At 59.1% G+C, this 14,374-nt stretch carries 15 protein-coding genes; 3 read left to right on the top strand and 12 right to left on the bottom strand.

The genetic code is table 11. The features are described from left to right. Positions 1-682 precede the first annotated feature (682 nt). Together ABJF10_RS10315 and ABJF10_RS10310 are read right to left on the bottom strand one after the other, a co-directional pair. Entirely contained in the window at positions 683-1,072 is a 390-nt protein-coding gene (locus ABJF10_RS10315) for a hypothetical protein (RefSeq protein WP_348544477.1), read from the bottom strand. Between the two features lie 78 nt (positions 1,073-1,150). Beyond that, the gene (locus ABJF10_RS10310; RefSeq protein ID WP_348544476.1) at positions 1,151-2,101 is read right to left on the bottom strand and encodes a CHAD domain-containing protein; all 951 of its coding nucleotides are present in this window, start codon (positions 2,099-2,101) and stop codon (positions 1,151-1,153) included. A gap of 155 nt (positions 2,102-2,256) precedes the next feature. Between ABJF10_RS10310 and ABJF10_RS10305 the strand changes: the two genes are divergently transcribed. From ABJF10_RS10305 to proS, 3 genes are all read left to right on the top strand, one after another. After that, positions 2,257-3,375: a M20 family metallopeptidase gene (locus ABJF10_RS10305; protein ID WP_348544475.1), complete on the top strand. Its 1,119-nt coding sequence runs from the start codon at positions 2,257-2,259 to the stop codon at positions 3,373-3,375. Between the two features lie 2 nt (positions 3,376-3,377). After that, complete coding sequence (locus tag ABJF10_RS10300; protein WP_348544474.1) at positions 3,378-3,653, top strand: hypothetical protein; 276 nt, start codon at positions 3,378-3,380, stop codon at positions 3,651-3,653. Between the two features lie 214 nt (positions 3,654-3,867). After that, complete coding sequence (gene proS / locus ABJF10_RS10295; RefSeq protein ID WP_348544473.1) at positions 3,868-5,406, top strand: proline--tRNA ligase; 1,539 nt, start codon at positions 3,868-3,870, stop codon at positions 5,404-5,406. Positions 5,407-5,478: 72 nt separating this feature from the next. On the opposite strand, the gene ABJF10_RS10290 is transcribed toward proS, so the two are convergent. The 10 genes from ABJF10_RS10290 to ABJF10_RS10245 form a co-directional block, all read right to left on the bottom strand. Continuing rightward, a complete protein-coding gene (locus tag ABJF10_RS10290; protein ID WP_348544472.1) occupies positions 5,479-5,925 on the bottom strand; it encodes a thioredoxin family protein in 447 nt (148 codons plus the stop codon). A gap of 26 nt (positions 5,926-5,951) precedes the next feature. Beyond that, complete coding sequence (locus ABJF10_RS10285; protein WP_348544471.1) at positions 5,952-6,884, bottom strand: DMT family transporter; 933 nt, start codon at positions 6,882-6,884, stop codon at positions 5,952-5,954. Between the two features lie 55 nt (positions 6,885-6,939). Then, positions 6,940-8,178: a glucuronate isomerase gene (locus ABJF10_RS10280; RefSeq protein ID WP_348544470.1), complete on the bottom strand. Its 1,239-nt coding sequence runs from the start codon at positions 8,176-8,178 to the stop codon at positions 6,940-6,942. 53 nt (positions 8,179-8,231) lie between these two features. Then, positions 8,232-8,957 carry a DUF2851 family protein gene (locus ABJF10_RS10275; RefSeq protein WP_348544469.1) on the bottom strand — a complete coding sequence of 242 codons (726 nt, stop codon included), beginning with the start codon at positions 8,955-8,957 and terminating at the stop codon, positions 8,232-8,234. 402 nt (positions 8,958-9,359) lie between these two features. Next, positions 9,360-10,265, bottom strand: coding sequence for a hypothetical protein (locus ABJF10_RS10270; RefSeq protein ID WP_348544468.1), 906 nt, complete (start codon positions 10,263-10,265; stop codon positions 9,360-9,362). Positions 10,266-10,312: 47 nt separating this feature from the next. Further along, positions 10,313-12,136: a hypothetical protein gene (locus tag ABJF10_RS10265; protein ID WP_348544467.1), complete on the bottom strand. Its 1,824-nt coding sequence runs from the start codon at positions 12,134-12,136 to the stop codon at positions 10,313-10,315. 226 nt (positions 12,137-12,362) lie between these two features. After that, positions 12,363-12,983 carry a hypothetical protein gene (locus ABJF10_RS10260; RefSeq protein ID WP_348544466.1) on the bottom strand — a complete coding sequence of 207 codons (621 nt, stop codon included), beginning with the start codon at positions 12,981-12,983 and terminating at the stop codon, positions 12,363-12,365. 126 nt (positions 12,984-13,109) lie between these two features. Next, positions 13,110-13,475 (bottom strand): hypothetical protein, encoded by a 366-nt coding sequence (locus ABJF10_RS10255; protein WP_348544465.1) that lies wholly within the window; start codon positions 13,473-13,475, stop codon positions 13,110-13,112. Continuing rightward, positions 13,472-13,678: a hypothetical protein gene (locus ABJF10_RS10250; RefSeq protein WP_348544464.1), complete on the bottom strand. Its 207-nt coding sequence runs from the start codon at positions 13,676-13,678 to the stop codon at positions 13,472-13,474. The genes ABJF10_RS10255 and ABJF10_RS10250 overlap by 4 nt, the downstream gene beginning before the upstream one ends. Positions 13,679-13,886: 208 nt before the next feature. Beyond that, the gene (locus ABJF10_RS10245) at positions 13,887-14,174 is read right to left on the bottom strand and encodes a hypothetical protein (RefSeq protein ID WP_348544463.1); all 288 of its coding nucleotides are present in this window, start codon (positions 14,172-14,174) and stop codon (positions 13,887-13,889) included. Positions 14,175-14,374 lie beyond the last annotated feature (200 nt).

Raw genomic sequence — 14,374 nt, 5'->3', positions numbered from 1 at the left:
TCGAACGAAGGCCTAGGCTGAATCGACATTCCGCTTTGGCAAGCCGGTCGTTGCGGAAAGCCGTGTTGTTTGTATGCGAACGCTCAACCCGGCGCGTGGGGGCACGCGCCCCCCACGGCGAGCCACGCCGGTCCTCTCGACAGGTTCGTCGGGTGAATGCCGATCCAGCCCTGGTCGGTGGTCACGGCCCCTTGAAAAAAACTCGAACCTTAAATCGCCTTAAGGGGGCTTAAGGCACCTTAAAATCGGTTCCGGTTTCTTCGGCCCAGCTCCTTGATTTGCTTCGGTCGCAGGGCACGGGCTCCGGTAATGCTGCCAATTTTCGCGCGCCTTGATTCGCCTTGATTCGCGCTTGATGAGCGCGAGCCTTTCCCAGCCGCTCCATCAGAGAAGCTGCCCAAAATCGTTTCGTGATAGGCGCTGGAGAAGGCGCCCGCGTGACGCCGCAGGGCGTGTCCCAAAGGGACTGCAGCATAATAGCCCCGGGCCGATAATGATTCCTGGCCATGGCTATAGCCGACGGGAAGTGGGCGATCTTGCCGTGGCGGACGGAGTGGGATTCGTCGGAGTTCATGCGGGGAAGTGTGGCATGACTCGGCGAAAAAAGTGCCTTGCTCCATTGGCTCTGTTGGCTCCATTGCGGAAAATTTCACTCGGCGCGCCTTAAAACAGGGGCGTTACGCTATTGGGGATCGATCGGCTGATGCTCTTCCATGAGCCAATGCTCGGCGGCAATGGGATCGCGAAAAACGCGGATGGGAAAGGTCTCCTCGACCAACGTGGAAAACATCCGGCACATGCCGTAGACGGCTTCGTGGGTCACCACGAGGGCCCGTGGACCGGCCGGACATTCCAGCACCACGGCGAGGGCGGCCTGGGCGGCCTGCCAGATTTGCGAGCTGGAAAGATAAGGCGGCGTGACCCCGCGCACATCCACGATCTCCCGGTAAGTCACCGTCTGGCCCTTCTTCTGGGACGCGAGGTGGCCGAGGATTTCCTGCACGGCGATGGCGCCAACCACGTCGGTGCGCACCAATTTCCGCTTCTCCTCAATGACGTAGGTGATGGGCATGCTCTCGTAAACCTTTCAACAGGGCGGGAGCCATAGGGCAGCGGCCGGAACGATGTCGAGCGGGTTTTCGGGCATCGCTCAAACCGGCATCACGAGGCGTTCGGCGATGCGCTGGGCCTTTTTGCGACGCTGTCGATGCTCGTCGCGACGCTCGTCGAGGGCCTCGATAAACTCCCCGGGTGATTCGAGAAAGACGCGCCCCGCGAGATCAAACGCGGCGTCGAGCAGTTCCTCGCGGCGCAGCGCGACCATCTCGAAAAAAGCCGCGCGGGTATCACCGGCGGGGACATCGCGCGGGTGCCGCTCGAGCAGATCCCGCAGGACGACGAGGTCGTGATCGTCGCCGAGAAATTCCCCGAGGACTTCGAGTTCGCCGGCCAATTCTTCCATGAAATCGGGCGCGAGGCTGTGGCACAGGCTGACGTGATAGAGGAGGTCCTTGGTGCGGCGGCGCCAGTCGTGGAGCGCGCGCGGTTTCGGTTCATCGCGGGCGTGGCGCCAGGCCTCTCGCGCCCGGCGATAGCCGCGGTGCAGGGCGGTGCGCAGTTCTTTCCAGCGATAGTCGTCGAGCTTCCAGTCGGCCGCGCGCAGGCGGGCCGCGCGCAAGCCGTCGAGCACCGCATCACACCCACCCTCTTTCGCCAGCATCCGGCGAGCCCGCTGCTCCTCCATCGCGAGCACGCGGCGCGCGGCGATCACGATCGGTGGACGCTTCGTCTCGAAGAAGCGCTCAGCGAGAGTCTCCAGGGTGGCGGTTTGCGCCTGGGCATCGCGCAGACGCTGAAACTCGCGACCGGCATCGCGGTAAAAGATCTGCTCGGCGTGGACGCCTTTCGCACCCAGGGGCTCGCGCAGAAGCTGCACGAGGGCGCGCAGTTTTTTGAAGTGCTTGCGCGCGTCGTGGATGGCCTCGGTGGCGCCGGCGCGATCGAGGGACTGCAACAGCACCTGGGCGGCCGCGATCTCCTCGTCGGCAACACGTTGCAGCTCGGCGCCAATGCGTCCGTGGGTCTTGATGCGGTAGCTCATGAAAAAAGCGGGAAACTGGGGAAAGGAATCGTAGCACCGGGAGCGGATGGGCGTCCGTATTTATCGGGCTTGTTGCCAAAATGTTACGTTGGGCGGGGGCGGCGGAGCGGAAAGGGCTGGCCCGGGCGCGGGGCATCCGCGACACTGCCCGGCGCATGTCCGCACCGCGCAACGTAGTCGAGCTTCTCCATGACCTGGTCCGCATTCCGAGTGTGAATCCGCACGGCGACCCGGGCACGGATGGCGTGGGCGAAGCGCGAATCGCGGCCTATTTGGTGGAATTTCTCCGTGGCATCGGCGCGGAGGTGGAACTGCGGGAAGTGCTGCCGGATCGGCCAAATGTGGTGGCCCGCTGGCCGGGGGACCGGGCCGGAAAACCGCGGGTGCTCTTTGCGCCGCATACCGACACGGTGAGCGTGGGCGGGATGAGTATCGATCCCTTTTCCGGCGAGGTGCGCGAGGGCAAAGTGTGGGGCCGCGGGGCGAGCGACACCAAAGGGCCGATGGCCTCGATGCTCTGGGCGCTGAAGGAAACACGCGAGAAACTGCCTTCGCTGGGCCATGAGATTTGGTTTGCCGGGCTGATGAGTGAAGAGGCCGATCAGCACGGCTCGCGGGCGCTCGCGGCCCAGGAGCGTTTTGATTTCGTGATTGCCGCCGAGCCGACCGACCTGGAGGTGGTGCATGCGCACAAGGGCTGCGCGTTTTTCAATATGCGCACGACCGGACTGGCCGGGCATGCCTCGCGGCCGGAACTGGGCAGCAATGCGATCGACAAGATGCTCGATGTGCTGGCGGTGATCCGCACGGAATTCGCCGCGGAGTTTGCGCAGCAGCGCGACCCGAAGCTGGGCAGCTCCACGCTGAGCATCGGCACGATCCGCGGCGGGACAAAAACGAACATCATCCCCGATTTTTGCGAGGCGAGCGTGGATATGCGCTTCGTGCCCGCGCACTATCAGCCGGGGATCATCGAGCGCTTCCGCGAACGGCTGGAACGTGTCTGCGCGGACATCGAGATTTCCTGCATCCCCGCCCCGGCTCTCTACACCGACCCAGCGCATCCGCTCATAGTGAAGCTCGGCGAATGCGGCGCGAAACCGGTGACGGCACCCTGGCTGTGCGACGCCTGCTTCTTCGCCGAGCGCGGGATGCCCGCCGTGGCCCTCGGCCCGGGAACGATCCTGCAGGCGCACACGAAGGACGAGCACATTGCAGTTGCGGACCTGGAGAAAGGCGTCGAGTTTTTCGGGAAGTTTATTGCGATGTTATGAGTATGGAGCCTCTGCTTCCGCACGAGATTGAAATCATTCGCTCGGTGACGCTGTCGCAGCGTCTCCATCTCGGAAGTCTCATGAATCAGCGCGCTCGCCGCCGCTATCAGGAAAAACTGGAACGCGAGCTTCCGGAGTGGACCGAGCAGGAACGGGGCAGACTACTGCGTGCCGCTACAACTTTCGGCCTGATTGATACGGGGGAACATTGGCGAGATGTCTACGGTTCGTCAGAGTTTCAAGGATGGCTGGCCGAATCGGGCGCGAACGCGGAATAATTTACACCTCATTTCGCGGTGTCATCCTGAGCGAAGTCGAAGGACCCCGTCGCTCTACCAGCCGTGTCGCTCGTTATGCGACGGGGTTCTTCGACTGCGTTACACTCCGCTCAGAATGACACGCGAGGAGAGAGCTTATTTTGAATAGCCTCTAAGCGCCGCCTTGCGGGAAATAGGGGCAGCGTCTAGCTTCGCCTCCCCTTTTCCCAAAACCATGAGCCAGCCGCCCCAAGAGAAAACCGCCATCACCCCGCGCCGCGACGAAGACTTTCCGGAGTGGTACCAGCAGGTCGTGCGCGCCGCCGATCTCGCCGAGAACAGCGACGTGCGCGGGTGCATGGTCATCAAGCCTTGGGGCTATGGCCTGTGGGAGAACATGCAGCGCATCTTCGACGGGATGCTCAAGGAGACCGGGCACAAGAACGCTTACTTCCCGCTGTTCATTCCGCTCTCGTATCTCGCGAAGGAGGCGGAGCACGTGGAGGGCTTCGCCAAGGAGTGCGCGGTGGTAACGCATCATCGCCTGGAATCGGACGGGCGCGGCGGGTTGCGTCCGGCGCCGAGCGCGGAGCTGACCGAGCCGCTGATCATTCGGCCGACGAGCGAGACGATCATCGGGGCGAGCTATGCGAAGTGGGTGCAGAGCTATCGCGATCTGCCGATTCTCATCAATCAATGGTGCAACGTCGTGCGCTGGGAAATGCGCCCGCGTCTTTTCCTGCGCACCGCCGAATTCCTGTGGCAGGAAGGCCACACCGCGCACGAATCCGCCGAGCAGGCGCTGGCGGAAACGGATCTCATCCTCGGGCTCTACGAGAAATTCGCGCGCGACTATCTCGCGCTGCCGGTCATTACCGGGGAGAAGAGCGAGGCGGAGCGGTTCCCGGGCGCGGTGAAGACGCTGTGCATCGAGGCGATGGTGCAGGATCGCAAGGCGATCCAGGCGGGCACATCGCATTTCCTCGGGCAGAATTTCTCCAAGGCGAGCGGGATCAAATTCCAGTCGCGCGAGGGCAAGGAGGAACTGGCGTGGACGACGAGCTGGGGCGTCAGCACGCGGCTCATCGGCACGCTGCTCATGGCGCACGCGGACGATGACGGGCTGGTGCTGCCGCCGCGCATTGCACCGGCACAGGTGGTCATCCTGCCCATCGCTCCCAAGCCCGACACCCGCGACGCGGTTTTTGCCGCGGCGGACAAGCTGGCCGCGGAGCTGCGCGCGCAGACGGCGTTTGGTGGCGAGAAGATCACGGTCGAAGTCGACAAGCGCGATATCGGCGGCGGCACGAAGAGTTGGGAGTGGATCAAGAAGGGCGTGCCGATCCGTGTCGAACTGGGACCGCGCGACCTCGAAAAGGGCAGCGTGGCCGTGGCGCGGCGCGATCGTGGGCCGAAGGAAAAGGAGTTTGTACCGAATGCGGATTTCGTGGGCAAAGCAGGCGCGATCCTGGAGGAAATCCAGGCGGGACTGCTGGCGCGCGCGTCCGCTTATCGCGATGCGAATACGGTGAAGATCGATACCAAAGAAGACTTCTACGCGTACTTCACGCCGAAGAATTCCGAAAAACCGGAGATCCACGGCGGCTTCGCGCTGGCCCACTGGAATGGCTCGCGCGCAGTGGAAGAAAAGATCAAGGAAGACCTCAAAGTGACGATCCGTTGCATCCCCTTCAACGCACCGGAGGAGGATGGAAAGTGCGTCCTTACCGGCGAGCCGAGCAAGCGTCGCGTGGTGTGGGCGAAGTCCTATTGATCGAAACGAGTTCAAAACGAAAACGGCCCGGTTTTCACCGGGCCGTCTCGTTATGAAATGGTTGGCTGAGCTTTACTTCTTGAAGCCATCGAGCGCGGCGGTGAAGGCCTTCGGGCCGCCGGGCTGGTAGCCGAGTTCGCCGACCTTCTTCCCATCGGGATTCAGGACGACGATGGTCGGGTAGCCCTCGATCTTGTACTTGGCCTGCAAGCGCGCATTCTGCGCCTTGATGTTGGCCGCTTGCGGCTTGGTCTGCGGAAAATCGACTTCCATGAGCACGAGATTCTTGGCCGCGTATTCCTTGAACTCGGCTTGTGAGAAGACCTCCTTGTTCAACTTGATGCACCAGCCGCACCAATCGGAGCCGGTAAAATCGAGCAGCAGGAGCTTTTTCTCGGCTTTGGCCTGGGCCGCAGCCTTTTCATAGTTTTCGCCCCATCCTTCCGCCGCGAACGCTGCAGAAGCGCCGAGGGTCAGGACTGCGCAGACGGTGAATAATTGGGTGAGGAATCTCTTCATAAGGTAGCTGAGACTACAGCAGGCGTTTAAATGTTCAGGCATTTTCGCACCAGCCACCAATTGGCCTGGGCATCCTTCAGAAGGACCGCCCCGACGACGGCGAGCAGGCCGCCGAGGACGGCGCGGCGGCTGGGGCGGGTGCCATCGATGAAAAAGGACAGGATGATCGTGACCAGCGGCGAAGTAGCCACGATGGGCAGGACGATGCCGCTGGGCGTGCTGCGCAGGGCCAGTTGGTAACAGCCCACGCCGAGCGTCGGGCCGGCCAGGGCGTTGGCCAGGACGAAGATGCTGCCGCGCTCCCAGCGATCCTCGGGTTTCGGCGCGTCGACCTTGGGTTGCGTGCGACGGATCAGCAGGAAGCCCACGATGGTCATGAGCAGACCCCCGACCACCCGTTGATAGGCCGCCGTGCCGCCATCGATGACGTAGCCAGTGAGCGCCGCGGCTTCATTGGCCTTGCGGCTCAAGACCGCGCCACCGGCCTGGCCGAGCGCCGAGCCGACTCCGAAAAGGACGCCGATCCAGAAGGTGCGCTTGGAAACTTCCATGCCGTGATCCGGCGCGAGCGCGATGGCGACGCCGGCCAGGATGATGGTCGCACAGACTAGATCGACGGCCCGCACGTTGGTGCCCAGCCAGAGCCATTCCACCAGAGCGGCCACAGGGGCGGCGAGACACTGCGTGATGAGGATGGCCAGCCGCGGCCCGATGCGGGGCAGCGCCCCGAAAAGCGACATGTCTCCCAGGCCAAAACCAATCACGCCGCTGACGAAAAACCACGGCAGGCCACCGCCATGCAATCCCTGTCCGAAGAGGTGCGCCCACATGGCGAGCAGTACCGTGGCCACGCAGATGCGCGCGAGATTCGCCGTCTGCCCGCCGAGCACTCGCGCCGAGCGGGCGGCGAAGATGACCGACAGCGAAAAGAAGATGGTGGTGAGGAACGAGGCGAGCATTCGGCGGGGGAGCCGCGCAGTTCACCGCAGCGTGGGCGGGGTGTCGAGGGCGGGTCTAGCTCTTGAGGAAGCGCTCCAGCGCGCCGCCGAAGAGCTCGTGCACGTCGCGTTCGATTTCCGCGCGGGTGGGCTCCCAGCCAGTGGCCGCGAGGTCCTCGTATTTGTCGGCCAGGACTTTCCCGAGGAGGCCGCGCGAGTGCTGCCACTTGTAGACGAGCTGGTCGAGCACCCGGCAATCGCTGTGCTGCGGGGTCATGCTCAGGCCGATGAGTTCGAGCCGCATCCGCGTGATCTCCTCGATGATCGAGGGATTGTTCAGGAACCACCAGCAGCCGAAAACATGGAGATTGCGGAACTTTCGCGCGGTGACGCAGAGCTCGTGCTGGTTTTCGCGAGAGAGCATCGTGCAGAGAAATTTATTGTCAGAAAACTCCGAGCACAGGTTTTCCACCGCCATGATGTCGGCCTTGCCCAGGCTGTCGCCGGCCAGACGCAGCCGTGGGTTGACATTGCGCTTCACTCCTATCATCAGCGCGAAAGCCTGCCCATACTCCCGGCCGTGCGGCATGATGGCGTGCTGGATGAGTTGCGCGGTATCGTTGTGCGCGGGAAAGGCGAACTCGGGCGTGAGCGAGACCATGCAGTACTGGGCGTCGATTTTCTTCGTCCAGTCGCCGAGGAAGCGGCGCACTTCGCCGAAGGTCTGGCCACCGAAATCGACACTCACGTCGTAGCCCCAGGCGCGCAATTTTGGCACCGTATTTGGCCAATCGAGGAGCAGCGGGTCGATGCGCAGCGCGCCGACGAAACGTGGGTCGCGCGTAAAGCCGCGCTCCCACACCGGGCGCTCGAGGTCGTCGAAAGGCGAATTCGTCATGCAAACCTGCCGCACATTGGCGAGGTCCAGGCAGCGCGTAACGAAGTCTCCGACCTGCCACTTCGCGAAATGCTGGCGCAGCGCCGGAAGGTCGCGCTTTTTCACGTCGAGACCGAGTGCGTTCAACACCGTGAGGACGCCGCGGCACGCCTCGGAAATCGGCGAATGATCGATAAACAGCGCCTGCCAGATGGCGTCGGCCTGCTGCTTTTTGGTCATCGACCAGAATTTGTCGTAGGGCAGATCGAACTGCCGGAAACTCTCCGCGATGAGGTAATGATAAATGAGCAATTCATCGATTCCCCAAAGCAGCAATTCGCCGAACGCCGGATCGTATAAATGCGTATGGATGTCGTAGACCGGCGTGCGATGGACGACGTCGGCTACCGTTTCGCGAAGGGCGGCAGGGGCATGCATAGCGTCTATTTACGTAGCGGCGGGAAAACTCCAACGTCGAAATTACACGACCGTCACCATTTGGCGAGCTGTCGGGGAAAAGGACATTGCGCACAATCGGAGGCATCGCGCAGGCAAAAATCCTCGTAAATCTGGAGGAGGCCCTGCTGGAGGGCGACGGATTTCAGGAACTCCTTCTTGCGGGCGCCTTCGCCAAAAAGGCGGAGGGCGGCGACTTCGACGCGTTGGTTGGTGAGCGGCGCACGCAGCTTTTTGAAGTCAGTCCAGCCCGCTTCATCCCGGTTGATGGCCAGCGGGAGGAAGACGTTGGCAAGCATTTCGGTAACGCGGGATTCGCCAACCAGAGCCATGCGGCGCACGGCGGTTTTCGACGTCACCGTATAATGGAAATCCCAGTAGTCATCCTTCAGCCTGGCGAAAAATTCGTGGATTCCGCCGGGCTCAGCGCGGTTGGCGAGTGCCCGGATCTTGGGCCAGAGGCGGACCATTTGCGCGAGCGCGGCGAGCCGCCGTTGGGGATGATTCGCCGGTCGCTGGCCGCTCATCCGCCAGAGCGTGGCATCGATTTTCAGCCGCTCGAACTCGGCCCGGCGCGGCCACCAGGCTTCCCAAAGACCGCGCAGATAAGTGCGGGTGGATTTTTCAAAGGCGCCCAGGTCGTGCGGGAGAAAACCACTCACACCGAAGAGCAACGCATCCGCCTCCGTCTTACGCAGGAGGCGCAGGGGCAGGCGCTGTGCGAGCAACGTGAAGGGCAGCTTGTTACTCTTGTTGCTCACATGTTGCCTTTAGTGCTGAATACCAGACATTTACCTCTATTCGGGTCGGCGAGGAAACCGAATTCAGAACAAACTTCAGAACAAATTCATCGACGTTTGTGGACATATTACGATGTCCGAGGATGTCTCAATTTGTCGACCCCACGCTGTGCGGCAGAAGTGGAAATCAGGCCGAGCAGGTGGTCGAATTCGCCGCCACCGCGCCCGCCCCGGACCGACTTCCGCAAATCTCAACACCCAGAAATGTCGAAAAATCAGCCGCCGAGCGTTCACCGACATCCACCCACGTCACTGAAGTCGCCTGGTCTCAAAAATATCCCATTTTCGGCCATGTCGGGACCGCGCCTGGCCTCGAAAGACGCGCTGGCGGGCGAATTCAAGCCACGGCGATTTTGCGAGGCGTCACTTTTTCAGGACTGTTGCTCGACACTCACATTGGAACACAGGTTCGTTCCACCGCAGGATTCCAGAGCATTTAGGGCAGTAGAAATGCGCCTCCAGAGCTTTCCAATTTGCGACGACAGTTCCAATTTCGGCTGAAGTGATCGGAGACTCTGGGTTTTTGCAGTGAATTCCCCAGTTTCGATAGGCATTGTCCTGGGTGACGCGAACCATTTCCAGGACAACTGGATGAGTCGCCCCGAGCTTTTTTTCGAGACGGGTGCGAACTCCATTCAACAGCGGGTCCAGGGTGTATTCGTTCCGACGGTTGAACTTCATCTCGACCTCGAATGCCTCGCAAAGTTCTTGGGCCGCGTCTTCGAGATACCGGGCGAGTGCGCCAGTTGCGTTCTCCGCTTCGTCTCTATTCAACTCGTCTTGGATGCGCTGGTAAAAATCCTTCCCCGGTTCACAAATGCGGCCGACTCCCAACTCGTAGCGATGGAAGTCGAACCGAACCCACGAGGGAAGTCGTTTGTGGAGCAAGTCCCGCCACAACCGGTCATGCGTCATCAGCAGCACCTGGACGCCGGGAAGATGAGTTTTCAGGAGCTCGATCAATTGTGGTCGCTTGTAGGCGTCGCAGCTATTCACCACATCGTCCAAAATCAAAAACGGAAACTCGCTGTTGAAGTGAGTGGCTGAAGCTAGGGATACTGCTAATCCAAAGCTGTTGAGCTGCGACTCGCTCAAATAGCGATACGCGGGATTAATTGCTGCGCCGTGGAAGTTCACTTCCAACACGACGGATCGATCCTGATTCGCCTCAAGCTTCAGCTTTGGCGATCCCAACCCCGGAGTGTTTCGCTCAAGCACCCCAAAATAAAGTGTGACTTTGTCGGAAATCTGATTGAAGCGCTCGTTCACGTCGGTGAGAGCGAGGTCGACGTATCGTTGCACCATAGGAGACCCACTCAAGCTGCAAGAGGCCGAGCAGCGTCGATCTCCGCGTTGATCTCCTCCCAATAGTTGAAGAGGAAAGCGGGTCGGACTCCTTGCCTTGTCTTCCATAGCAGATCAAAACCCGTGGGTTTGGTTCGGAGGGTCTGAACCTCGACACAGTCGCTCAAGATGGCCCACACATTCTCGGCGGACAGCTCTGAATGGAGGCGAAAGAACTGCTCTGCGGCGCTTTTGTTCCGGTCGGATGAGCTCACATTAAACTTCACGTCACCACTCTTGTATGTCGGCCACCCTTCCTTGTTCCGAAAACAAATTTCCTCGATGAGCATTTCCGCTTTGGCTTCTGGCGATGCGTCGCTTCGCTCTACGAAGTGTGGCATTCCGTTGCGGTAGATGCCATCGACTTCCGGCAGCCAATGGTCCAGTTTCTTATGCAATTTACCGTCCTTGATGGAAAGAACGCCCGCCACGATCTCCAAGCACCAGAGAATGCATAATTCGCACTTGTCTGGGTTCCAATTCTCGTAAGCTCCATTCTCATAGACCAGACCACGGATGCCGCCAATGACGAGGGTCGTCACCTCTGCCGGGTCTGCGCATGCCGAAGCGTTACGCATGGTCTCGTAAGTAAGGACGTCCAGAATATAGTTTTGCGCCAAACCGGGGGCCCATTGCTTGAGCGTGGCTTGTTCGGAATCACTGATGCGTGGAAGCAGTGTCGCAATTCGAATACGAATCGTGTCCAAATCCAACGGCTCTGAGCCATTCTCTTTGCCGGGAACCGGAGCAGAGCTAGGCTCATTGCCAATGTCCTGATGAACTCCTTTTGCTGCGTCAGCAGCATTCGCATCAACACCACCCACGGTAGGTGAATGGTGTCTATGAATGTGTTTTTCAAATGGCTTTAAATGGTTATTGCTCACCGTATTTGACCCGATCTCACCCGTAGATGACCCGATCTTCTCCGTAGATGAACCGGTCATTTCCGCAGATGACCCGATTCCCATTTCCGTGGATGACCCGTTTCTCTCCACGGATGACCCGCTTCGCGACACGCGCTTTGGTTTAGCACTGCTCATCATCGCTTCCGGCACGACGAGGTCGCTTTCGTTGCAGATGGTGTATTCCCCGGCTCTTTCTGGATTCTCGGCAACGAGCTCATTGGAGCGGAGTTCCTTGTATCCGCGTTTGATCGTGGAGAGGGACCACGGCAGCACGCGGGCGAGACCGGCCTTGTTGATCCGGTGGTAGGGGATGTCCCTAAATTCAGGGTTCTCGGCCAGGTGAAGCAAAAGGTGGTATCGGAGATTCTGATACAGGGTGCCAGCGATGATGCTGTGGCAGCGAATGGCAACAGCGACATCGAACCACAGTTTCCCGTCGTCATCCAGTGCGCGGGCAATGAGGTCGTCCGACATCGAATACCAGTTCGTGCGGTCAGGTCGCCACGGATTGAAGTGCCCCTTGAAGACACGACCTTCTTCGGCATGACGCCCAAGGATGCCACCGATACCGGAGTCGCTGAGGTAGGGCCAGCGTCCCTCCAACGCCTCCAGCGTGTCGTAATGCCACTTCCGGTCGTTGTGGACCTTCTTGCTCTTGGCAACCTTGTAGCCCAAGCCTTGGAAGATCACCGCTGATTCTTCTCCATGCTCGGCTGCCAAGAAGGGACAAAAGCAGTGCGCCTTGTTCTTCGGTTGCTGTGGGATTTCTGATTCTTCACCGGCGCTTTTAGGAACATTCGACTTGCGAGTGCTCTTGAAAGGGTCGGATTTATTCGCTTGCGCGGTAGGTTCTAGCTCGACTTCCGTCAAGCATTCTGGCATGATGATCATTGTAATAGTTCATTAGTATTTAACAACGCCCACCGGGTTCACAGCCGGCAGGGCGTTTTGGTTTTGTGCCAGCGTTGTTGTGCGCGGACAATAAGATGGGCCGTCTAGTGGTAACGACACCAGACGGCCCGGATGGGAATTGTGATTATGGATTCGTTACATCCTATCCAATGTTAGCACGAACCTAAGATTTGTCAACTTGCTTTACGCGCGAGACACCCAACATTTAGTCTGGCTGCATTGTTGCAAGTAGAGCGTCTAACGGTAATGCCATCGGCACTTTTTGTGAATCAACCTCTTGCTTCATTGCATCGCGAACTGAGTTGTCCTCCTTTATAATGGTGACATGAAGGGGATTGATCACGATCTCTTGTTCGTTGAGTATATTTGTATAGGCCAGCACATCGGTTAATGAACAAGTTCCAGTGAGCACGGTGGGAATCAAGCGCTGGATTTCCTCGTCGGTATAACCATTCGCGTAGAAGTTCCGGTCGCTTATGCGTGCGATCAGTATCCTCCGCTTTGCCACTTGTGCCTTGTAGGCGAAGCGCTCAGCGATGCGGCGATCTAACGACCAGGATATGCCGACGCGCTTTTCTGGTTCCCTAGACCCGCGGTAGATGGTGAGTGTGGGCGGTAGCCTCCTAAGATTAGGATAGTCGACATCGTGCGCGATGATGTTCCACTTGCTTTTCTGTCCTTGAAGCCGAGTGAGTTGTTTGTTTTTTGTCTCAAACATCTCTAAAAGCACATTTTCTAGCTCTTTGGTGTGAATGAAGTGGTTGTGATAATCTGACAAGATCGCGCGGCCTTCTGCGATCAGTGTTTTTACAGCCTTTGATGGCATAGTGTCTCCGGAGTGGAAGTTGTTAAGTTTGTAGGTGATTTCAGGCCGCGCGGGGATTGGACCCGCGGGTCTGGAATGAAGGTCGCGCCCGCCTCCCAGATGAGAGACGAGCGCGGCCGGGGTGGGTTACTTCGTTTCCGCCAGTCGGATGACGATGTTTCCTTTCTTGCCATCCTGGATGATCTTGCCGGCTGCTTTCAGCTCTTCGCGGGCCTTCAACAGGTCCACCTCCAGGAACACCGCCTGAAGCAAGGGATAAGGAATTACCCCATTGAAGCGGCTGAGGATCTTCAGGACGCTTGCCTTGACATCATCCTTGCCACCGATGTCTTTGAACTCGCAGAAGCTTTCGAGAAAGCTGATGCGTTTTTCCGTCATGGTGTTTTGGACCTCGGTTTGAGCGGCTTTCGCCAGTTCGAGGTTGGAGATGGGGGCCGCAGCCCCGCTGGTGATGTTATTTGCCATATGATTATGGACGGTTTCTGATTTCAATGACCGGTCTCCGATGGAGCCGGGTTGGTTTCTTTGTCCACCGGTTCCTGAATTGGAGCCGGTGGGTTCTGTGCCGCAGCCACGCCCTCGATGTATTCCAGCAGCGATCCGAGGTGGATGAGACGCGATCCGCGAATGGCGTAACGCTTTTTCAAGCTCACGCTTCGCACCGGGGGATTTTGCCCCAAGATGAGCGCGTTCATGGCCGACCGGCTCAGACCCGTGTATTGGCAGAGCCGGCCGGATTTTGGCAGCCGAATCCAAGTCGGTTGCGTTGCTGATGTAGCCTTCGGTGCCTCAACTGGCGCGGTCGTGTAGACCGGTTCAGCAGAGGGCCGCTGGCAGTTTGTCGATGGCGTGGTTTTTGACACGCCGCAACATCGCGCTCTATTTTGCGCTTACGTTCCCCATTCAATGAGCAGCCTTGGCTGGGGAACTTTCGTCGGAATCCCCAGCTTTCCGTTTTACCAGCTCAGCGAGTGTTTCTCGCACCCGCTGACGAATACCGTCGACTACGTCTGCCGCGACGGTTCTTGCCGCTTTGCCGCTCTCCATCGCACGTTTGGCTTCCGCGATATCTGCAGCCGTTAATTTTGTCTTATCTTTGTGGCGGAGAAAATATTTCAGTGCCTTGAATTTTCCAATTGCGTATAAGGCCGGAACTTTACTAAGTCCTTCTGGAGCCAGAGCCTGAAGCATCTGAACGATTGTATTCGACCACAGCTTTAGATTGTTTTCGGATAATTCACTGAATTCACCAGCCGCTATTGGCCTGAAAGTAGGAATGAGAGGATCTACTACAGTTCTGGTTACCTCAGGAATGCCGAGTATACGGGTGAGTCTTTTAACCCGGATATTTCACGCTTTGAAATTCTCGCGTCGGCAGCGCCGCGCGATGT

This window comes from Chthoniobacter sp. (assembly GCF_040003245.1).
GTDB lineage: Bacteria > Verrucomicrobiota > Verrucomicrobiia > Chthoniobacterales > Chthoniobacteraceae > Chthoniobacter.
This window is presented reverse-complemented; position numbering and strand designations above follow the sequence as displayed.